Genomic DNA, 20,179 nt, shown 5'->3' on the forward strand with positions numbered 1-20,179 from the left:
CGCCGGCCACGATGGCGGCCACGGGGTGTGCCGCCACCAGATGAGCCAAGTGCGCCAGGAGCCCTCCTTTCGCCGCGCCGGCCACCGCAGCGCCACCGGCCGCTTTGCCGAACAGGTCGGCACTCAGCGCAGCCGGCACTGGCAGCAGGGCAAAGCCGGCGAGTAACTGTTCTGGCGGTATCAGCGCCTGGCTGAATCGTGAACAGGCACGGCAGTCTCGGAGGTGCCGAGCGAAGCGCTTACGCCACAACGGATTCGGCTGGCCGTTCCACCCCTCGGCCACGGTCGCCAGGACCGGGCACCGCGGGTGCGCCTGCAATGCGGCGACCACCGATCGAGCGGTGTCGAGCTGAGCGCGCATCCGTTGTACGCGTACAGCGGCGTGGGCCAGGCCGACACCGGTCGCAGCTGCCACCTCGCTGCGTGACAAGTACCCGGCCACCTCGAGCCACCACAGCGACAGCAGCAGGCGATCGGCGGGATCCAGCCAGCGAGCGCTGTCGGCCACCTGACGGCGTTCGTGCGACAGCGCCTGCTGCAAGACCGCGGTGTCCTCGACAGACGCTCCCGGCTGAAGGTCGTCGGCCTCGGCCAGTCCGGCGCGACGATCGGACATCCGCCGACGTCGGCGCAGATAAGTGCTGACCTGGTGTACGGCGATCGTGGCCAGCCACGCTCGGAAGCGGTCCGGTGCACGCAGAGTGCCGAGGTCGGCCAGCGCCCGCACCATGGTCTCCTGCACCACATCGTCGACGTCGGGACTGTCACCGACCGCTCGGCGCACGAGCGCGTAGACGAACGGCAGATACCTGCGCAGCAGCTGGTCAGCCGCTAGCCGGTCGCCCTTGTGCGCAGCGTTGATCAGGTATGCGTCGGTGAAGTTCTCGGCGGGCATCGTTTTCTTCAAGGTCGAGTACGTGGGGTGTCGACTGTGATGCAGGCCGCCGCATCCGTCAAGGGGATGCCGACTGCGACGTTGTCGGCCTGCCTGACATAACACAAACTTCGCCGCAAGTTTCGCGGGCCATTACCTCCAAATCCGTCGAGCGAAAAGCGTTATCGTCGCTTTCGACGAGACGCCACAATGCCTTCGTAAGCCGTTTTACCTGGGCAAACTCGGATCCGGATCCGTCGGCGAAACGTGGCTGAAAATTTGCAGTTACGGATGCCTTGAACCCGAGTCGACATTCTGGCAATCTCGCGATTGTCGATGGAAGCGATCCCAGGCCGATTCGCCCTCGCCATCCCGACCAGGCACCCATTCCGCGCCCACGGAAACGGACGACCATGAAGACCTCCACCGGACGAAGTCGGTCCCCCTCCGCCTCCCCGCCACGGCAGCCGCGCCCTCGCGTCAGGCATGACGCCCCAGCCGCCCCGATCGACGGAGCGCTCCTCCCCCACCGATTCTGACCGCGAAAGCGCCTGTGTCATCGGTATTCGGTGCCTGAAGCCGCGCCTTCTTCTGCATGCCGCACCACGGTGTGCGGATGAATCACGCCTCGAACGCGCCGACACCAGCACCGACAACCTGGGGCCCCATCACCGCGAGCATCCACAACCAGAAGGACGTGACATGATCCAAGATCCGAACAAGCCGGGCCACGACGAGCGCAGGCTGCTGAGCCGCCGGGCCGTCCTGACCACGCTGGGGACCGTGCCGGTTCTCACGCTCGCCGCCACGGCACTGGGCACCACCGATGCCTCGGCGGCCACGGCGAACATCAATCCGTCGGCGCCGAAGCAGACCATCCGTGGTTTCGGCGGCATGGCCCACGCCGCCTGGATCGGTGACTTGACCACCGCTCAACGCGACACCGCCTTCGGCACCGGCGACGGCCACCTGGGATTCTCGGTGCTTCGGATACCCGTCAACGAGAATCAGTCGGACTGGAGCCGGGACCTCGCGACGGCCCAGCGCGCCGTCGCGCTGGGCGTCACCGTCTTCGCGTCGCCGTGGAACCCTCCGGCGAGCATGACGGAGACCTTCACGCGTGGGAGCCAGACCGACGCGAAGCGCCTCAAGTACAGCTCCTATGGCGCGTATTCCCAGCACCTCAACAACTTCACCACCTACATGCGAAACAACGGAGTGAACCTGTACGCCATCTCCGTGCAGAACGAACCCGACTACGCCTACACCTGGACCTGGTGGACGGCTACCGAGATGGTCAACTTCCTGCGGCAGAACGCCGGCGCGATCAGCACCAAAGTCATCGCGCCCGAGTCTTTCCAATACGTGAAGTCCATGTCCGACCCGATTCTCAACGACGCCACGGCGTTGGCCAATGTAGACATCATCGGGGCGCATCTTTACGGTACGCCTTACTCGAACTTCCCCTACCCGCTCTTCCAGCAGAAGGGAGCGGGCAAAGAGCTCTGGATGACCGAGGTCTATTACCCCAACAGCACGGACTCGGGTGACTCTTGGCCCGGTGCGTTGGACGTGGGTGAGCACATCCACCATGCCATGGTCGACGCCCAGTTCCAGACCTATGTCTGGTGGTACATCCGGCGCAGCTACGGCCCGATGCGCGAGGACGGCCAGATCAGCAAGCGGGGCGCTGTCATGGCCCAGTTCGCGAGGTTCGTACGGCCCGGCTACGTGCGCATCGACGCCACCGCGAACCCGGCGTCGAACGTCTTCGTCTCGGCGTACCGGGGCGGCGACACCGTCGTCATCGTCGCCGTCAACAAGAACACCTCTTCGGTGAGCCAGCAGTTCACCCTGGCGAACGCCAACGCGTCCGGCACCGTCGCGAACTGGCTGACCGACGGAAGCAGGAACGTCGCGGCTCAGGGCGCGCTGAGCATGTCCAACGGCACGGTCACCGTCACGCTTCCCGCCCGAAGCGTCATGACCCTCGTGACCAGCCTGAACGGCACCTCGTCACCCAGCCCGTCACCCAGCGGCTCGACCAGCCCCTCCCCGACCGTGTCGCCCACTCCGTCTGCGAGCGGCACCGCTCCCCGGGTCACCTACACGATGAACGCCTGGGATTCCGGCTTCACCACGAACATCAACATCGCTAATCCCGGCCCGACCACGATCGACGGCTGGACGCTGGTTTTCACCCTGCCCGCCGGTCAAGCGATCACCTCCGGCTGGAACGCCACCTTCACACCCGCCAGTGGCCAGGTCAGCGCCCGCAACGTCAGCTACAACGCGACGCTGCCCCCCGGTACGAGCATCGACATCGGCTTCCAGGCCACACACACCGGCAATACCGCCGAGCCGACCGCGTTCACCCTCAACGGCATCCCTTGCACCGTTTCCTGACTGCGCCTCAACGAAAGGAGCCACCCTTGGCTCGCAACCTCAGGAGAATCAGCAGCATTCTCCTGGCCGGTACGCTGACGGCCGCCCTATCGGTGTCAGGCCTGAGCAGTCAGGCGTCGGCCGACGCCATGACGCAGTTGAACGCATCGCAGATCGTCGCCGACATGGGCGCGGGCTGGAATCTGGGGAACCAGCTGGAATCGAACTCCAACGGATACCCCAGCGAAACGGCGTGGGGTAACCCCACGGTGACACAGGCTCTCATCGACCAGGTCAAGGCGGCGGGCTTCAAGACCATCCGGATCCCGGTCTCCTACTTGAGGTACATCGGACCGGGCCCGGACTACACCATCAACTCCGCCTGGCTCAACAGAATCCAGGAGGTCGTCAACTACGCGTACAACCGCGGCATGTATGTGGTGATCAACATGCACGGCGACGGCTACAAGACCATCCCCTACTCCTGGCTGATCTGCGACTCCGCCAGTCAAACCGCGATCAGAGCCCAGTATCAGAAGGCCTGGCAGCAGATCGCCGCCAGGTTTCAGAGCTACGACCAACGCCTGATCTTCGAATCCATGAACGAAGAGTTCGACGGACAGTACGGCAATCCGACTCAACCGTGCTACTCGAACATCAACAGCTACAACCAGATCTTCGTCGACACGACGAGAAGAGCCGGCGGCAACAACGACTCCCGGTGGTTACTCGTGCCCGGCTGGAACACGAACATCGATTACACCGCGGGGAACTATGGGTTCGTGATTCCGAGCGACACCTACCGGTCGTCCTCCATTCCCAGCGCCGAACAGCGGATCATGATCTCCGTTCACTATTACGCGCCATGGGACTTCGCCGGCGAGGAGAACGGCACCATCACCCAATGGGGACCGGCCGCGACCAATCCGTCCAGGACGTCGACCTGGGGACAGCAGGATTACATGGATTCGCAGCTGAAGGCGATGTACGACAAATTCGTCGTCAGAGGTTTCCCGGTGGTCGTCGGTGAATACGGTTCGATCGACAAGTCGTCCTTCGACTCGTCGAACAACCGGTACCGGGCCGACTTCGCCCGCACGCTGGTCGCCACTGCCAAGAAGTACGGAGCCACCACCATTTACTGGGACAACGGTGTAAACGGTCAGTACGGCTTCGGGCTGTTCAACCGAAGCACCTACACCGTGACCCAGCCCGGGATCATCAGCGCCATCATGGGAGCGGTCGGCGGCTCCGGATCGGTCACCCGCTATGAGGCGGAGACGTCGCCGGCGGTATGCACGGGCACGATCGACTCCAACTGGGCCGGTTACTCCGGCAGCGGCTTCTGCAACGGCAACAACACGGTCGGCGCGTACGCCCAGTTCACGGTCAATGTGAGTGCAGCCGGCACGGCGACGGTGCGAGTCAGGTTCGCCAACGGCACCACCAGCGCGCGCCCCGCGTCCCTGATCGTCAACGGATCGACCATCCAGACACCCTCGTTCGAAGGCACCGGCACCTGGAGCACCTGGGTCACCAAGACCCTCACCGTTTCGCTGAACGCCGGCAGCAACACCATCCGGTTCAATCCCACGACGGCCGGCGGCCTGCCCAACATCGACTACCTGGAAACAGCGACATCCTAGAAGCGAGGGCGGGCAGCTTGCTGCCCGCCCAACCTCATTTGGGCCGCCTGACGTCTGCCAGACCGGCGGCTCTACTCGTAGAGCACGACCGAGGCACACTCGTTCCACGTCTGCGGCTACGACCCCGAAACGTATCGGCCGAGAGTTGCAAGGATCTTGAGAAGGAGTTGAATTCGCAGGTCATCGGGCAGGAGAGGCTGACGTGGCCAAGATTCCGTTGGGGAGCCGGCTCAGCTGCACGGGCAGCCGGCCCAGACCACCTAGCCGATCTTCCGGTTGTATGAGACCACCGCCAGCGGGGCGAAGACTGCCACGACCACTGAGCAGCCGAGCACGGCCCAGCCGACATTCGCCGTCATGGAACCCTCGTTCATGAGGTCACGGGTCGCCTTGATGACGAGCGTCACCGGGTTGATTCTCACGAACGCCTGCAGCCATCCCGGGAGCGTCTGCAAGGGGACGAACGCGTTCGACAGGAACGTCAGCGGAAACATGATCATCATTCCGATGCCCTGCACGGCCTGCGCCGTACGCAGCAATGTTCCCAGCCACGCGAAGATCCACGACAAGGACCAGCCGGCGAAGACGACCAGCAACCAGCCCGCCATCACCCCGGCGAGGCCGCCGCCCGGGCGGTAACCCATGAGCAACCCGGTGAGGATGGTCAGCGTCGCCGCGATCCCGTAGCGCAGGACATCGGCCGCCATCGGCCCGGCAAGGGGCGCGATGCGAGACATCGGCAGGGAACGGAACCGGTCGAACACGCCCTTGTCCATGTCCTCGCGCATCTGTGTACCCGTGGCCATGCATGCCGTCAGCGACGTCTGGGCCAGGATGCCCGTGATGATGGTCGGCAGATAGCTCTTGACGTCTCCGGCGATGGCCCCGCCGAAGATATAGGTGAACATCGCCGTGAACAGCAACGGCTGGATGATGACGTCGAAGAACTGCTCTGGATTGCGTTGCATCTTCTTCAGCGCGCGCCAGGCCATCGACATCGTATGCGTGACGGTGTCAGCCAGCGACGTGTGGCCGCTCAGCCGACGTTCGGAGGCGGGGATGATGAGCGTAGTCATCGGGACTCCTCGGATTCGGCGGCGGCATCGGTGTAATGACCGGTGATGGCCAGGAAGACCTCGTCGAGCGTTGGCTGGCGTACCGACGCCGTCGCGATGCCGATCTCGGCCGTACGCAAGGCGATCAGCACGTCTGCCGCCCGGTTCGGATCGGGCAGCGCGACCGAGATGCCGCCCGCCTCCGGGGTGAGCGCCGGAGCCTGCCCCAGGATCCGCATCGCGAGCTCCACCGCCTCGCTCGTGCGATTCACGTCGGTGAGCTGCACGTAGAGCGTGGAATTCCCCACGCTCGCCTTCAGCTCGTTCGGTGTTCCCTCGGCCACCTTGCGGCCACGGTCGACGACGGCGATCCGATCGGCGAGTTGGTCGGCCTCATCCAGATATTGGGTGGTCAGCAATACCGTGGCCCCATCACGGATCAACTCGCGGATGGTGTCCCACATCTGGCCCCTGGTACGCGGATCGAGCCCCGTCGTCGGCTCGTCGAGGAAGATCAGCGGTGGCCGCGAGATCAACGAGGCGGCCAGATCCAGCCGTCGCCGCATACCACCGGAGAAGGTCTTGATCTGCCGATGCGCGGCGTCTTCGAGACCGAATCGGCCCAGCAGTTCACTGGCCCGGGCCTTGGCCGACCGGGACTTCAAGCCGACCAGCCGCCCGAACAGCCATAGATTCTCGACAGCGGTGAGATTCTCGTCGACGGATGCGTACTGGCCGGTCACGCCGACCAGTTGGCGGACCTGGTGAGGCCGGGCCGCCACGTCGACGCCGAAGATGCTCGCCCGCCCACCGTCGATCGCCAGCAACGTCGCGAGCATCCGCAACATCGTGGTCTTACCCGCGCCATTGGGGCCGAGCACGCCGAACACCTCGCCGATGTTCACACGTAAGTCGATGCCATCGACAGCGACCACGTCTCCGAAACGCTTCACCAGCCCCGTCGCCTCGACTGCCAGGTCACCCTGCCGCAGGCTCGCTTCCGCCGCGGACACCTGACCTGTGAGGGTGTCAGTCATGTTCATGCGCACCAGTCTGGCCGACACAGCTTGCGGGATGGTTTCACCCCACCCTGATGACCGGTCAGGTCCACAGCAATCGCGGTGTGCACCGGGATGCACACCGCGATGGATGAGGTTCAGTTCTTGCGCAGGAAGTCCAGCACCGCGCTGACGAACAGCGGGGATTCGGCGCTGTTGTAATGCGTGGTCCCCGGGAGGATGGCCAGCGCGTGCCCGCCGACGGGCCGGCCCTCGCCCATCCAGCCGCCGTCGCGCTGCCCCCCGCCGAGCAGGCCGAAGAACTCGACGAAGTGGCTCGGCGGAGCCATGTCTGCGTCGGCGGCGACCACCAGCGTCGGCACCTGCAGGCCGCGTACGTCGGCGGAGAAGTCGAAGTCCTGCCGCATCGACTGGCCGATCTTGTCCAGCAGCCGGCCGAAGTCCTCCGGGCGTGGGGCAACCCGCTGATACAGCTCGTACATCGGGGTGTCTTTCATGAACTCGGCGGCAGCCGCCGACACCTGCGCCTGCAATGGCAGCATCTCCGGGTAGACCGCGGTGCGCTGCAAGAACCCCGACGCGACCACGAGCTTGCCGACCTTTGCCGGGTACTTGGCAGCTGTCTGCAGGGCAACACCACCGCCGAGGGAGTAGCCGACCAAGTGCGGCTGCTCAAGGCCGAGCGCGTCGATCAGTCCGGCGATGTCGTCGGCCATCAGCCGCATGTCGATTGGCCGGTCGATGTCGGCCGTGCGGCCGTGGCCTTGCAGATCGGGCAGGATGACCTGGTAATGCTGCGCCAGAGCCGCCGTCGTCGGGCCGAACATCTCGCCCGACCCGAGCCCACCGTGCAGCAGGATCAGCGGCTGCCCCTCGCCGTGGGTCTCGTAGTACATGTGTAGCCCATTGACGTCCGCGTACTGCCCGTTGCCGGCGATGTCGCTTGTCCACGTCATGATGTGCTCCTCAAACCGTCGCTCACTGGTTACACGGGCTCAGACGACCCTCGTCGGCGAAACTCATCGGTGAGCGACAGATTTCTTCCGCACCCCACACGAGCCTGCAGCGATACGGCGCGCCGGCTCAGGCCGCGCGCCGGTAGTGCATGGCGACCGCACCACAGCTCAGCGGCTCCACAGAGACCAGGTCAAGCCGTCGGGTGCCGGGCAACCCACTCTCGTACAGGGTGGGACCATGGCCGGCGATCCGGGGATGGACGAGGAACTTGTACTCGTCGATCAGGTCGAGCCGGTCCAACTCGGTCGCCAGCTTGCCGCTACCCAGAAGCACGCCGGCCGGGGTTTCATCCTTGAGCTTCTGCACGCTCGTACGCAGGTCGCCGGTGAGGTGGTGGCTGTTGGCCCACGGGAAGTCGCTCCGGGTCGACGACACCACATACTTCGGCTTGGCGTCCAGCTTGACCGCCCACTCGCGCATCGCCGGCGGTGCCGGCTCGTCTCCGCGAGCGACCAACGGCCAATAGCTCTCCATCATCTCGTAGGTGACGCGTCCCCACAGCATCGCAGCACTCTCGTCCATGAGACGGGTGAAGAAGGCGTGTGTCTCGTCGTCGGCGATTCCCTCCTGGTGGTCGACGCAGCCATCCAGGGTCACGTTGATGCTGAACGTCATGAGGCCCATGCGGTGATTCTAATGAAAGGCCAGGCCACGGTCCGGCTTTCACACGGGTCGCGTGGTACGCCGGTCCACCGGGCCAGCCGTCGGGGCCGGACGACTTCGGTCTTCGCCGTCACAAGCGGACGAGGCCTGTAGCGTCGGACCATTTTCGGACAGAGACGGGTTTCACACAGGCCGTGGACAGAGCCGGTGTCCTGGTTCCAATCTCGGCGCATGAATCTCGACTTCTCGCGGCGTGCCGCCGCGACTGTTGCCGCAGCCGTGCTGCTGCTGTCCACCGTGGTGGCGCAGCCCGCGTCGGCGGCCGATGACGTCCGCACCTCGTCGCTGCGCCTGTGCGACCCCACCGGCTGCTACGTCGCGTGGCGCGTCGTCGACTCCGATCACGACGGAGTCTGCGACGCCGACGAGTTGATGGCGGGCACCGACCCGTATGACCCGACCAGCCGTCCCGGGCTGAAGGTGGTGGTAGAGATCGCCCGCGAGCGCAAGCTGCCGTCCTTCGAGAACGGGCTGGGCGTGTTCCTCGCCCTCCCGCAGGAGATCATCGAGGCACGCGGCAAGGCTGGCATGGATGTGCTGGGCGCCTTCGACATGGCCTCCCGGCACGACACGCTGCACCACTTCAGCCTCACCTTCGGTGAGATCACGACCGGCGGCGTCGACCTCGACCCGACGCGTGGCTTCTCGCTCGGCCTGGCCGGGAAGGGCGGGCCGGACTCCAAGCCGGGTCTGCGGGTCGGCGGTGTCTCCGTCGGGCTGATCGCCGCCGGATTCGACGAGCCGCAGTACTCGTTCGGGCAGGAGCACGGCGGTGTCAAGTCCGTCGACAGGTACAAGGACGGCGGCAGCCGTTTCGTGTTCAACGACGGTGCCAGCCGGGAAACTCACCCCGACGGCCAGGGCGGCTTCGTGCGTACCACCACCAACCCTGACGACAGCCCCGGACCTACGACGACGGGGCAGTCCCAAACGGAGAGCGACGGCGAGGGCGGCACTGTCCACCGGGAGAAGGAGACCACCACCAACCCCAACGACGATGTGGACACGGTCGTGTACCGCGAGACCCATGACGCGCCCGGCGGCGGAAGCAGCAGCATGACGACGGTCGTGCAGGTTGTCCGCGACGAAAACGGCGACGTCACCGGCACGTACAAGACGACGATCGTCACCATCACCTCCGCCGACGGCGAGTACAGCTCGTCGGACGTCACGATCGAGCAGTGCGACAACAGCGACACCTGCACCGTGATCGCCTCCGGCTATGAAGACTCCGACACCGCCAACGATGAGACGTACTACAACCCCGACGCCGACACCACGATCATCACCTTCGAGATGCAGGACAACGTTCTGCGCACCCGCGGCGCGGCGGTGAAGGTGATGAACGGCTGGGCCGCACCCGGCTTCGAGAACGACCCGGCCAACCCCCACGACCCGGGTCTGATCGGATTTATCGACTCCGATCTGCAAACCAGCTACCTGCTGGTGTCGCCGCCTCGGGTGACCAAGGCCCAGCCGGAGGGCCACCCCGGGCTTCCCCAGCCTGGACAGGCTGCCCCGAGGGACGGCGGCTGCGGCGGATACTGCGGCTGACTTCACCCGGCCGCCGGGGGCGCGTACACCCGGCGGCCGGTCCGTCACCATGCCGCGGTCCTGTGCCGGCGGCGAACGGGATCGGCCCTCTCACAGGCCGCCGAGCAGGCCGGGCAGGCCGCGCAGCATGAGCGTACGCGCGCGGTCACGGGAGCCTGCGATGCGGCCGCTCATCGTCAGGGCCACCCAGCCGTGCAGATACGCCCACAGTGTGTCGACCGCACCGTCCGGATCGGACAGTCCGGGGCGGACGGTGACTAGCGCCGATCGGCATACCTGAAAGGCTTCCCGGGCTTCCCTCGGAGTGTCGGCCGTCCCGAACGGCACTCCGGCCAGACCGTGCATGACCTGGTACAGCTCGGGTGACGCGAAGGCGAACTCCCAGTACGCGTCGGCCAGCCGGGTGGCGACGTGGTCGGCGGGGGCGTCGTCGACGGCGGCCCGCAGCACCTCGGCGACCTGGGCGAACCCGTCTCGGGCCAGCTCCAGCAGCAGCCCGTCTTTGCCCGCGAAGTGCTGATAGAGGATCGGCGACGCGTACTGCAGCCGATCGGCGATCCGGCGAATGGTGACCGCCGGCCAGCCTTCCTCCACCGCAATCTGCCGCGCCGCAGCGAGGAGGCGTACTCGCATGTCGGCGCGCTCTCGATCCCGGCGCAGCCGGCTCCCGCTGGTCTCGTTCACCTCATACCTCCGCCGTTGACACCGTCAGTGTGCCAGTGCTCTACTGCTATCAAAGATAGATTTTCTGCCTAAGGAAGAAAACATGATCCTGATAATCGGCGGAACCGGCCTGCTCGGCGGAAAGATCGTGGATCTGCTGAAACCCTCCGGTCCCGTACGCGTCCTGACGCGTACCGCCCGGCCGAACCGTGAAGGCGTCGAGTACGCGGCCGGCGACCTCCGTGATCCGGACTCGGTGCGGCGAGCGCTCGACGGGGTGCACACCGTGATCAGCACCGCGCACGGCGGCGGTGGCGCTGGGGCGGACGGACCTCGACACATCGAGGGCAAGGCAATGCTGCACCTGGTCGACGCGGTCACGGCCGTCCCGCGGTTCGTCTACGTCTCGTCGGCGAGCGCCCGATCGGACAGCCCGTCGGAGTTGTTCCGGCTCAAGGCCGCCGTCGAACAGCGGATCCGGGACAGCCGCGACGCGTACGCGATCGTGCGGCCGACGCATCTGCTGGAGACCTGGGCCGGTCTGCTGGGCCGGCCGCTGGTGACCGAGGGCGAGGCGATGTTGTTCGGCCGAGGTCGCAATCCTGTGTCGTTCGTCGCCGCCGACGACATCGCCCAAGCGGTCGCCGCGCTGGCGCTGGGATCCGGGTCGCTGAGCGTCGACCTGGGTGGGCTTCGGGCGTACACGCTGATCGAACTGAATCAGACGATCGCCGAGGCTTACGGCGTGACCGTGCGCAGCACGCGGCGGATTCCGCTGGCGGTGCTTCGCGCGGGTTCTGTTCTGATGCGGCCGTTCGCGGAGGTCCCGGCGCGGCAGCTGGGCTTGGCCGCCTTGCTGGACACGCAGCCGCAGGTAGTCGACTCGACCGACGCGTGGCGGGAGCTCGGCGTCGCGCCGACCTCGGTGACCGAATGGCTGGCCACCAGGCCGGCGAGCGGCCTGATCGGGGCTGAACCTGCACCAATGGGAAGATGACGAGGTGAGTGCAGCAGCAAGTGACATCGAGGCGGCGGCCGAGGCGTTGCGCGCCGGTGGCCTGGTGGCGTTTCCGACCGAGACGGTCTACGGACTCGGCGCTGACGCGGAGAACCCGGCAGCGGTCCGGCGGATCTTCACGGCGAAGGGCCGCCCGCCGACGCATCCGCTGATCGTGCACCTGGGCGCCGCCGAGCAGCTGGAGGACTGGGTCGCCGAGGTGTCGCCGACGGCCTGGCTGCTGGCCGAACGGTTCTGGCCGGGACCACTCACGCTGGTCTTGCGGCGTGGACCCCGAGTGTCGCTGGAAGCGACGGGTGGTCTGGAGACCGTCGCCGTCCGAGTTCCCGACCATCCGGTGGCCCTGGAGTTGCTGGCGGCTTTCGGCGGAGGCGTGGCGGCACCGTCTGCCAACCGGTTCGGGTCGGTCAGCCCGACCACGGCCGAGCACGTCCGCGCAGAGCTCGGCGAGGGTGTCGATTTCGTGCTCGACGGTGGCGCGTGCCAGGTCGGGGTGGAGTCGACCATCGTCGACCTCACGAGTGCGATCCCGAGCGTCCTGCGGCCCGGTGGGGTGACCCGTGAGGATCTTGAAAGCGCACTGGGGCACCCGCTCGAACTGCCGTCGGCCGGCCCGGTCCGGGTGCCGGGGCAGCACCCGTCGCACTACGCACCTCAAGCGCGCGTCGTTCTGGTCGAGCCGGAGAAGATCGCCGTCGAAGCGGAACACGCTGCTCAGCTCGGCCATCGGGTGGGCGTACTGGTGCCGCCGGGCCAGACCGATGCCGACGTCGAGGCGTACGAGGTCATCGCACTTCCGGAGTCGATGACCGCGTACGCCCGCAGTCTGTACGCGTACCTGCGAGATCTCGACCAGCGGGGGTGCGACCTCATCATCGCGTCGCTGCCAACCGAAACGGGATTAGGGCTGGCGATCGCCAACCGGCTGCGCCGCGCGGCCGGGCCGCGGTCCGAGAGGGCCTGACAGCCTTCGCCTACGCCCACGAGGGCGAGGAACCGGCGTACTCCTCCAGCACTTCGGCGCGTACGGCGTGCCCTCGCTGGAACCACTCATCGATCACCCGCCCAGCGGCCTCCCCGACGCGCTGGGCGAACTCGAACTCGTTGAGTGCCCGCACGGTGCCGTCCGCGATCGTCACGCTCCACGACCGCATGCCCTGCGTCTCGAACCGGACCCGGCCGTCGGATGATTCTCCGGAGACGGTCAGCTGGGCCAATCGCTCGATGATGTCCCGCTCCTCCTGACCGGCGTCGGACCAGGCCGGTCCGTCCGACATGGTCGCGATCATCCGGTCGTACGCGTCGATCCGCGCCGCACAGACCAGCCGGGCCATCGCCGCCATGTGCCGTTCGAGGGCACGCTCGGAGCTCTCGTCGTAGGCGCCGAGTGGAAACTCCACCACGAGCTCGTGGTGATTGGTCAGCGTCGCCGTGATTCCAGTGCCAGGGACCACGACCCGCACGTGCAGCGCGCGGACGAGATCGTCGAAGTCGCTCATGGAGTCCCCCTACGAATCAGTCGGGCAGCCCGAGATTGTCGTCGTTGAAGATCGTGCTCGCGCCGGCGTGGGCCAGATTCGGGTAGGGCGCCTCGAAGTACGCTTTGTTGGAATGCACAGTCGCCGCGCACACCCGTAGGACCGTGGCCAGCCGCTGCTGCTGGCGGTTGACCTCGTTGGTCAGGTCCTGTAGCGCCGTACGGATTTCGCCGGCCAGAGTGTCGGCGTCCTTGTTGGAAAACCGTGCCTTCTTGTTCTCATCCGGCCCGAGACCGGCGATCACCTGCGACGCCGCACCTGCCGCACCGATGCCTTGCAGAGTCTTGGGCGCAAGCTCCGTCAGCTTCGTTCCCGCACTCGCCAGCCCGATGCCGGCGGGCACGGCGAGCTCCGGCAACAGCACCAGCGCGGTGACCGAGGCGATCACCGTGAACGTGATCGACCAGGCGTCGCCCTTGCACGGCATGCTGATCCCACCGATCGAGTCGGCCGCCGCACAGGCCTGCTTGTACAGCTTCACGGCGCTCTCGTGGGCGTGGTCCCACATCTCCCCGTGCAGCTGCGCGGCCCGTTTCAGCACCGCTGCCATGATGTATTGGTTCTGCGTACGCGCGCCGAACGGGGCGACGAAGCCCGAGACGAAGTTCTTCGCCGCGTCACCGTCCCAGTCGGCGAGGATCTGCTGGCTGGAACCACCGAAGTTGACCAGATTGATGTTCGCGTTCGTCGGCGCTGTGATCAGGTCGTTCAGCTGCGTATCGCCGTGATAGCTCAAGTGCGGCAAGGTGCCGTCCAGTCCGCCGACGATCGGCGCCATCGATCCGGCGTCCGGCATGTCGACGAACGGCTGCAGCGCGGCCGCGATGTCGGCGTACTTGGCGTGCATGCCCTCGTAGCTCGTGCCCCGATACCCGTGATCCTGGTAGTACGCGTGGACGAGCTTGTCCACCAGGACGCTGCCCGCGTTCGACGGAAGCTTCTCCACCATGACGGCCCCCTCACAGCCCGTACTGCGGTTTGATCTTCTCGATCTCGGACTTCACGTCGGCGTCGGTGTTCTCGTACCGGCGCACCGCGTACCCGAGGGCAGTCGTCGTGTCTTCGAGCGCGTCGACGGTCTTCTTCAACGCGGATTCCAGGCCCTCCCGAAGGTCCGCCCACGCCTGCATGACCGGGCCGTTGCCCCCGCCGAACACCGCAGGAGCGGCGAACGACCCGTCCGAGCCGGCGGTCCCGGTCAGCGCCGACTCCGCCGCCTTGATCTCACTCGTCGCGGCCGGCAACTGATGCCGGGCCACGACCCACAACCGCGCGATGTCCGCCGCGAAACTCGACATGGAGGCCCCTCCCCAGGAATGACACGCTCGCTGCCGAATGTGTCATGCGCGCCCTGGCGCAGGCGTCACACGGGAGATCGACTTATCTATACCGCCGCTGGTGGAGACCGCGTAAACGGGTACGGTAGGCCAGTCCGCCGGAGGTTTCGGCAGTGTTACCACGACCTCAAAACCGCTGCTCTCAAGCGATCCGGCCATCAAGCCACCGCCGTAGAGAACGCGCTCGCCCCTTCGCCCCGGCCGTTTCCCGGCCACTCCGACAGCCGGACGATCAGAATGACGGCGATCGCTGCGGGGCGGGGCCGGTCGTCTCGCGTACGACCAGTTCCGGCTCGAACAGCAGCTCGTCGTCGCCGGGCGGTGCGCCGTCGAGCTGGCCGAGCAGCAGCGCCACCGCCGCCTCACCCATCGCCAGGACCGGCTGCCGGATGGTGGTCAGCGGCGGGTCGGTGTAGGTCATCAGGCTCGAGTCGTCGCAGCCGATCACGGAGACGTCCGCGGGCGTGCTCAGGCCGCGTCGCCGCGCGGCCCGGATCACACCCAGGGCGATCGCGTCGCTCGCGCAGACGATGCCGGTCGCGCCCGCGTCGAGCAGGCTCTGGGCCGCCGCGTGTCCTTCTTCCATGCTGAAGCCCGCGTACGCGATCAAGCCCGCGCCCGGGTTCAAGCGGCGGTACGCCGAGATCTTGCGAACCGAGGGAACGTGGTCGGACGGTCCGGCGATGAGGCCGATCCGCTGATGCCCGAGCGCGACGAGATGCCGGTACGCCTGTTCCAGCGCGTGATCGTCGTCAGTGGACACCCGTGGCAGGCCGAGTCCGGGAACGGCCGCGTTCAGCAGCACAGCGGGAAGGCTGCGATCCCGGATCACCGCGTACGGGGTGTGGTCGGCGTGGGCGTACTGGTAGTTGCCGCTGGCGAGGATCACGCCGGAGACGTGCTGGTCGAGCAGCAGCGTCAGATAGTCGGCTTCGGAGACGCCGTCCACCGTACGCGGGCACAACACCGGGCTCAGCCCGCGTTTGGCCAGTGCTCCCGCGACGACCTCGGCGAACGCCGGGAAGATCGGATTCTGCATCTCGGGCAGGATCAGCCCGACGAGCCGGGCCCGATCGCCGCGCAGTTTGGCCGGGCGTTCGTAGCCGAGCACGTCGAGCGCGGTCAGCACGGCGGCCCGAGTGGCTACCGAAATGCCCGGTTTGTCGTTCAAGACGCGGGAAACGGTGGCTTGGCTGACGCCGACGTGCTTCGCCACCTCTGCCAGCCGCCGCGCCACGCCGCCAGTGTAGGTCACGCGCGCAGAGCCGGGCGGCGTGCCGTCGCCGGTCACGCTGCCCTTCCTCACCCGTGCAGTGGTGGTCAGTGCGCGTACACCTCGAATTCGGAGACCTGAGCCGCCGGCCAGCCGGTGTTGCCGGTGACCGTGAGTGTGATCTCGCGGGCGCTGACCGGCGGGAAGGTGATGGTCACCGCGTTGCCGGTGGCTGGATCGAGCAGGTAGTCCGCGGCCGCGACGAGCAGGGAGCCGTCGACGCCGACGGCGAGCGTCTCGGTACGCGCACCCCAGTTGCCCGGGAGTTTGAGCACGATCCGGCTGACCGTGACGGTCTGCCCGAGGTCGACGGCGAGCGTTTGCGGGAAGGCGTTGTTGGCCGACTCGAAGTAGGTCGCCGCGTCCCCGTCCACGAGGTTGGCCGGCGAGAGCCAGAAGCAGCAGCTGGAGCTGGCCGTCGCGGTACGCCCCAAGGCGAGGTTGCCGTCGGGGTCGAAGCCGATGCCCTTGATTCCGACGACGTAGGGACCCGCCGGCGAGGTGCTTTCGATGGTCAGTTGCCCGGCGTAGTTGGCCGCCGCACCGGGTGTGAAGCCCACGGTGATGGTGCAGCTGGCCCCGACGGCGAGCACACCGCACCCGGATTCGGCGGTGTAGCCGCGGGGCGGGCGGACTGTGCCGATGGTGATCGGTCGCGGGCCGGGGTTGGTGAGGTGGATCGGCAGGGTCGCCGCCGTGCCGATGGCCCGGAAGCCGAAGTCGACGCCGTCCGCCTCGGCGATCGCCAACTGCCCCGCGGCAGGGAGGCCGCACGCCACGGAGGACCAGCCGACGTTGCCCGTACCGCGGGTGAGGGTGAAGCCGTCGCCGCAGTCGTGGACTCCGGCTGCGCCCAGTCCGACCGCGACGAGGTTGCTGACCGTGGCCGCGCCCGCCGACTGCAGTTGGACGGCGAAGCTGCCCGCGCCGAGAACCAGCACCCGGTCGGCGGTGACACCGGTGATAGCCGAACCGAAGAACTGCAACCCGGCGAAGGAGCTGTCGATCAGGCGCTCGTCGCGTACGGCGATCGCTCCGTCCATCGGCGCATCGGCGGCGTAGAACCAGATCGCGCCGATCTGCACCGGCTTGTTCGGCACCAACGACCCCGTACGCACCAGCACATTCCCGGCGATGGTGGTGGTCCCGGCAACCGGGACCGCGCCGAACCGGTTCCCGACGTGAATTCCGCCGCCCTGCGTCACCGTATCGGCGACGATGTTGCCGCTGACGGTGTTGTCGTGCCCGCCGTAGATCGCCAATCCGTTGGCCAGCAAGGGAAGGACGACGGTGTTGTTCCGGAAGGCGTTGTGGTGGTCGGCTTCGCGGTCGGACCACATCGCCATACCGTCGTCGCCGGTGTTGCGGACGAACGTGTGCTCCACGACGGTGTTCGCGACTCCGGCGTGCAGGTTGATTCCGTCCGCCCACACGTTCTGGATCCGGGTGTGGCGTACGGTCAGATCGGTGGACGGGCCGTCGAACCACATGCCGACCTTGGTGTGCTCGATCCACAGATCTTCCACGGTGGAGTCGCTCAGGGTTCCGCCGAGGCCACTGTCCGACGTGGAGTCATCGCGTACGGTCGTCTGGCCGAACAGGGCGAACCCTGCCAGATGGACGCCGGAAGCCCCGGCACTGCCGAACACTCCGATGCCCGAACCGGTCAGCGTCGTGCGCCAGGGCCCGGCTCCCCGCACGGTCACGTGGTCGACGTAGAGCTTCCGGTTCACCTGGTACGTCCCGGCCGGAATCCACAGTGTCCGGTTCTGCGTACGCGCGGCGTCGATCGCGTTCTGCAGCGCGCCACCGGCTTCGGACCCGCCGGTGGGGTCCGCCCCGAACTCGGTCGCGTCCAGGCTTCCGTCCGGTCGCAGGGCCGGGCCGCCGGCCACCTCGAAGTCCGCGAGGTCCACGACGGTCGCGCGTTGCGCCTGGAGGCGTACCTTCGTGCCAGTCGGCCAGGTCCGGCCCAGCAGCATCCGGGTGTCATCGAAATAGTGGTGACGGCCGCCGTCCGCCGGATCGTTCGTGAACGGGAACAATCCGTAGGCGTGCGAGAATCGCGCGGTCAACGGCAGGTCCGGCCCACGGCGGCCGTCGATCGTCATGCGCAGCGCCGAGTCGGCTCCCTCGGGCAACGAGTATCGGACGTCGATCGCGTCAGCCGGGGCGGCCAGCACGAATTCGGCGTACTCCCCCGCGTCCAGGGCCACCGCGCGCCGTCCGGACGCCTCGGCCTCGATCGACGTGTAGGCCCGGCTCGGCCCCAGAATCCGCCCGGTCGTCCGCGCGTTCTCCGCCTCGTACTCGGTGAACGCGACGTCCGCGCCCCGTCCCCCGCCGTCGAGCGCCAGCGCGGTTCCGGACACCGTCGCGAGGGTCGGTGCCGGTCGCCCGGCTTCGGCGGGCGCGGCGACGGCCAGGCTCGCGACGGTCAAGGCCGTCACCAATATGGTACGCGTTCGCATGATCACTCCTTGGGTATGCGCAGCCAGACGGCGGTGTCGACGGGCAGTCGTCCACCGTCGAGTGGAGCGCTGGCGAGCAGAATCTCCTCGTACGCGGGCAGCTCGACCGGCCCGCCGGAAAGGTTCACGACACAGGCGAATCCGCCGGGCCGGGCGAACGCGAGCACATCGGCCGCGTCGATGTCGAGCCAGCTCATCGGGCCGTCGCCGAGACCCGGTTCGGCTCCGCGTACGGCGAACGCCGTCCGGTAGAGGGTGAGCATCGAGTCCGGGTCGCCAGCCTGGTCGTCGGCGGTCAGCTCGGCCCACTCCGTCGGCTGCGGCAGCCAGGCCGGGGCTCCACCGGCCGGGGAGAACCCGTGATTCGCGCCCGTCTTCGACCACGGCAACGGCACCCGGCAGCCGTCGCGGCCGGGATCGGTCTTCTGCGTACGGAAGAAGAAGGGATCCTGGCGGGCGTGGTCCGGCAGGTCCTCGACCTCCGGCAGGCCGAGCTCCTCCCCCTGATAGAGATAGACCGCGCCGGGCAATGCCAGGGTCAGCAACGCCGCCGCTCGGGCTCTGCGCGTACCAGTCGGAATATCGGTGTGGACCTGGTGCCGCGCTTGCCGCAAGGCGTGCTCGAAGCCGGTGTCGGCGCGGCCGTAGCGAGTGACGGTCCGCGTGACGTCGTGGTTGGCCAGCACCCAGGTGCTGGGCGCGCCGACCGGAGCGTGCGACGCGAGCGTCGCGTCGACGCACCCCCGCAGGGCCTTCGCGTCCCACGGGCAGCCCAGGAAGTCGAAGTTGAAGGCGGTATGCATCTCGTCGGACCGCAGATAGCGGGCGAACCGTTCGGTGTCGCCGAGCCAGACCTCGCCGATGAGAGCGCGCTTGGGTTCGTAGCTGTCGGCGATCTGCCGCCACGCGCGATAGATGTCGTGCACCTCGTCGCGGTCGGAGTACGGGTGCGGCTCCGGCGGCGCGGCTGGATCGAAGTCGGCCAGGTACGGGTCCTTGGCGCACATGGCGGCGGAGTCGATGCGGATGCCGTCGACCCCGCGGTCGAACCAGAACCGCAGGATGTCCTCGAACTCCGCGCGTACGCGGGGGTGGTCCCAGTTGAGGTCGGGCTGCTCCGCCGCGAACAGGTGCAGATACCACTCGCCATCCCGTACGCGCGTCCAGGCCCGGCCACCGAAGATGGACTGCCAGTCGTTGGGCGGCAGTTCGCCGTGTTCGCCGCGGCCGGGCCGGAACCAGAACAGCTCCCGCGCGGGTGAGCCGGGTCCTTCGGCCAGCGCCTGCTGGAACCAGGCGTGCCGATCGGAGCAGTGGTTGGGGACGATGTCGATGATGGTGCGGATGCCGAGCCGCCGGGCTTCGGCGATAAGCTGCTCGGCCTCGGCCAAGGTGCCGAACACGGGGTCGATGTCGCGATAGTCCGCGACGTCGTATCCCGCGTCGGCCATCGGCGAGGGGAACCAGGGACTGAACCAGATGGCGTCGATCCCAAGGTCGTGCAGGTACCCGAGCCGGGCGCGGATACCCGCGAGGTCACCGACTCCGTCCCCGTCGCCGTCGGCGAAGGACCGCGGATAGACCTGGTAGATGGCGGCGTGCCGCCACCAATCGCGGGTGTCGTCGTCAAGCACGAATACCTCCTCTATTGTCCCGTTGATCATGA

17 protein-coding genes are annotated in these 20,179 nt (G+C 67.3%); 5 read left to right on the forward strand and 12 right to left on the reverse strand.

The features are described 5' to 3' along the window. Positions 1-895, reverse strand: an 895-nt coding sequence (locus tag HOV77_RS16065; protein ID WP_290863021.1) for a sigma-70 family RNA polymerase sigma factor, incomplete at its 3' end; no start/stop codon positions are given. Positions 896-1,576: 681 nt separating this feature from the next. Here HOV77_RS16065 and HOV77_RS16070 point away from each other — a divergent pair. Together HOV77_RS16070 and HOV77_RS16075 are read left to right on the forward strand one after the other, a co-directional pair. After that, a complete protein-coding gene (locus tag HOV77_RS16070; protein ID WP_290863023.1) occupies positions 1,577-3,280 on the forward strand; it encodes a cellulose binding domain-containing protein in 1,704 nt (567 codons plus the stop codon). 26 nt (positions 3,281-3,306) lie between these two features. Next, positions 3,307-4,905: a cellulase family glycosylhydrolase gene (locus HOV77_RS16075; protein ID WP_290863025.1), complete on the forward strand. Its 1,599-nt coding sequence runs from the start codon at positions 3,307-3,309 to the stop codon at positions 4,903-4,905. Positions 4,906-5,165: 260 nt separating this feature from the next. On the opposite strand, the gene HOV77_RS16080 is transcribed toward HOV77_RS16075, so the two are convergent. The 4 genes from HOV77_RS16080 to HOV77_RS16095 form a co-directional block, all read right to left on the reverse strand. Continuing rightward, on the reverse strand, positions 5,166-5,981 hold the full coding sequence (locus tag HOV77_RS16080; RefSeq protein WP_290863027.1) for an ABC transporter permease: 816 nt from the start codon (positions 5,979-5,981) through the stop codon (positions 5,166-5,168). Beyond that, positions 5,978-7,003 carry an ATP-binding cassette domain-containing protein gene (locus HOV77_RS16085; protein ID WP_363260355.1) on the reverse strand — a complete coding sequence of 342 codons (1,026 nt, stop codon included), beginning with the start codon at positions 7,001-7,003 and terminating at the stop codon, positions 5,978-5,980. The genes HOV77_RS16080 and HOV77_RS16085 overlap by 4 nt, the downstream gene beginning before the upstream one ends. A 113-nt stretch (positions 7,004-7,116) precedes the next feature. Further along, entirely contained in the window at positions 7,117-7,935 is an 819-nt protein-coding gene (locus HOV77_RS16090) for an alpha/beta hydrolase (RefSeq protein WP_290863029.1), read from the reverse strand. Between the two features lie 127 nt (positions 7,936-8,062). Further along, positions 8,063-8,620 carry a dihydrofolate reductase family protein gene (locus HOV77_RS16095; RefSeq protein WP_290863031.1) on the reverse strand — a complete coding sequence of 186 codons (558 nt, stop codon included), beginning with the start codon at positions 8,618-8,620 and terminating at the stop codon, positions 8,063-8,065. 210 nt (positions 8,621-8,830) lie between these two features. Between HOV77_RS16095 and HOV77_RS16100 the strand changes: the two genes are divergently transcribed. Further along, on the forward strand, positions 8,831-10,213 hold the full coding sequence (locus tag HOV77_RS16100; protein ID WP_290863033.1) for a hypothetical protein: 1,383 nt from the start codon (positions 8,831-8,833) through the stop codon (positions 10,211-10,213). 90 nt (positions 10,214-10,303) lie between these two features. On the opposite strand, the gene HOV77_RS16105 is transcribed toward HOV77_RS16100, so the two are convergent. Then, complete coding sequence (locus tag HOV77_RS16105; protein ID WP_290863035.1) at positions 10,304-10,897, reverse strand: TetR/AcrR family transcriptional regulator; 594 nt, start codon at positions 10,895-10,897, stop codon at positions 10,304-10,306. Positions 10,898-10,979: 82 nt separating this feature from the next. Here HOV77_RS16105 and HOV77_RS16110 point away from each other — a divergent pair, with 82 nt between their 5' ends. Both HOV77_RS16110 and HOV77_RS16115 read left to right on the forward strand, forming a co-directional pair. Then, a complete protein-coding gene (locus tag HOV77_RS16110) occupies positions 10,980-11,873 on the forward strand; it encodes an NAD(P)H-binding protein (RefSeq protein ID WP_290863037.1) in 894 nt (297 codons plus the stop codon). Between the two features lie 4 nt (positions 11,874-11,877). After that, a complete protein-coding gene (locus HOV77_RS16115; protein WP_290863039.1) occupies positions 11,878-12,858 on the forward strand; it encodes an L-threonylcarbamoyladenylate synthase in 981 nt (326 codons plus the stop codon). Between the two features lie 10 nt (positions 12,859-12,868). Here HOV77_RS16115 and HOV77_RS16120 read toward each other — a convergent pair whose 3' ends face one another. From HOV77_RS16120 to HOV77_RS16145, 6 genes are all read right to left on the reverse strand, one after another. Beyond that, the gene (locus HOV77_RS16120; RefSeq protein ID WP_290863041.1) at positions 12,869-13,393 is read right to left on the reverse strand and encodes a hypothetical protein; all 525 of its coding nucleotides are present in this window, start codon (positions 13,391-13,393) and stop codon (positions 12,869-12,871) included. Positions 13,394-13,409: 16 nt separating this feature from the next. Next, positions 13,410-14,381, reverse strand: a complete 972-nt coding sequence (locus tag HOV77_RS16125) for a hypothetical protein (RefSeq protein WP_290863043.1) — start codon at positions 14,379-14,381, stop codon at positions 13,410-13,412. 10 nt (positions 14,382-14,391) lie between these two features. Continuing rightward, positions 14,392-14,730, reverse strand: coding sequence for a hypothetical protein (locus HOV77_RS16130; RefSeq protein ID WP_290863045.1), 339 nt, complete (start codon positions 14,728-14,730; stop codon positions 14,392-14,394). 271 nt (positions 14,731-15,001) lie between these two features. Beyond that, positions 15,002-16,006 carry a LacI family DNA-binding transcriptional regulator gene (locus HOV77_RS16135; protein WP_290863047.1) on the reverse strand — a complete coding sequence of 335 codons (1,005 nt, stop codon included), beginning with the start codon at positions 16,004-16,006 and terminating at the stop codon, positions 15,002-15,004. Between the two features lie 83 nt (positions 16,007-16,089). Beyond that, positions 16,090-18,513, reverse strand: coding sequence for a glycosyl hydrolase family 28-related protein (locus tag HOV77_RS16140; protein ID WP_290863049.1), 2,424 nt, complete (start codon positions 18,511-18,513; stop codon positions 16,090-16,092). 2 nt (positions 18,514-18,515) lie between these two features. After that, positions 18,516-20,147 (reverse strand): alpha-amylase family glycosyl hydrolase, encoded by a 1,632-nt coding sequence (locus tag HOV77_RS16145; RefSeq protein ID WP_290863051.1) that lies wholly within the window; start codon positions 20,145-20,147, stop codon positions 18,516-18,518. Positions 20,148-20,179: the final 32 nt, after the last annotated feature.

Origin of the sequence: Hamadaea sp. (assembly GCF_013362815.1) — a bacterium.
Classification (GTDB): Bacteria; Actinomycetota; Actinomycetes; order Mycobacteriales; family Micromonosporaceae; genus Hamadaea.

Coding starts and splice junctions, on each gene's coding strand:
- HOV77_RS16080 (WP_290863027.1), bottom strand. CDS start 5,981: ATGACTACGCTCATCATCCCCGCCTCCGAACGTCGGCTGAGCGGCCAC.
- HOV77_RS16140 (WP_290863049.1), bottom strand. CDS start 18,513: ATGCGAACGCGTACCATATTGGTGACGGCCTTGACCGTCGCGAGCCTG.
- HOV77_RS16130 (WP_290863045.1), bottom strand. CDS start 14,730: ATGTCGAGTTTCGCGGCGGACATCGCGCGGTTGTGGGTCGTGGCCCGG.
- HOV77_RS16095 (WP_290863031.1), bottom strand. CDS start 8,620: ATGGGCCTCATGACGTTCAGCATCAACGTGACCCTGGATGGCTGCGTC.
- HOV77_RS16085 (WP_363260355.1), bottom strand. CDS start 7,003: ATGAACATGACTGACACCCTCACAGGTCAGGTGTCCGCGGCGGAAGCG.
- HOV77_RS16070 (WP_290863023.1), top strand. CDS start 1,577: ATGATCCAAGATCCGAACAAGCCGGGCCACGACGAGCGCAGGCTGCTG.
- HOV77_RS16125 (WP_290863043.1), bottom strand. CDS start 14,381: ATGGTGGAGAAGCTTCCGTCGAACGCGGGCAGCGTCCTGGTGGACAAG.
- HOV77_RS16100 (WP_290863033.1), top strand. CDS start 8,831: ATGAATCTCGACTTCTCGCGGCGTGCCGCCGCGACTGTTGCCGCAGCC.
- HOV77_RS16120 (WP_290863041.1), bottom strand. CDS start 13,393: ATGAGCGACTTCGACGATCTCGTCCGCGCGCTGCACGTGCGGGTCGTG.
- HOV77_RS16110 (WP_290863037.1), top strand. CDS start 10,980: ATGATCCTGATAATCGGCGGAACCGGCCTGCTCGGCGGAAAGATCGTG.
- HOV77_RS16090 (WP_290863029.1), bottom strand. CDS start 7,935: ATGACGTGGACAAGCGACATCGCCGGCAACGGGCAGTACGCGGACGTC.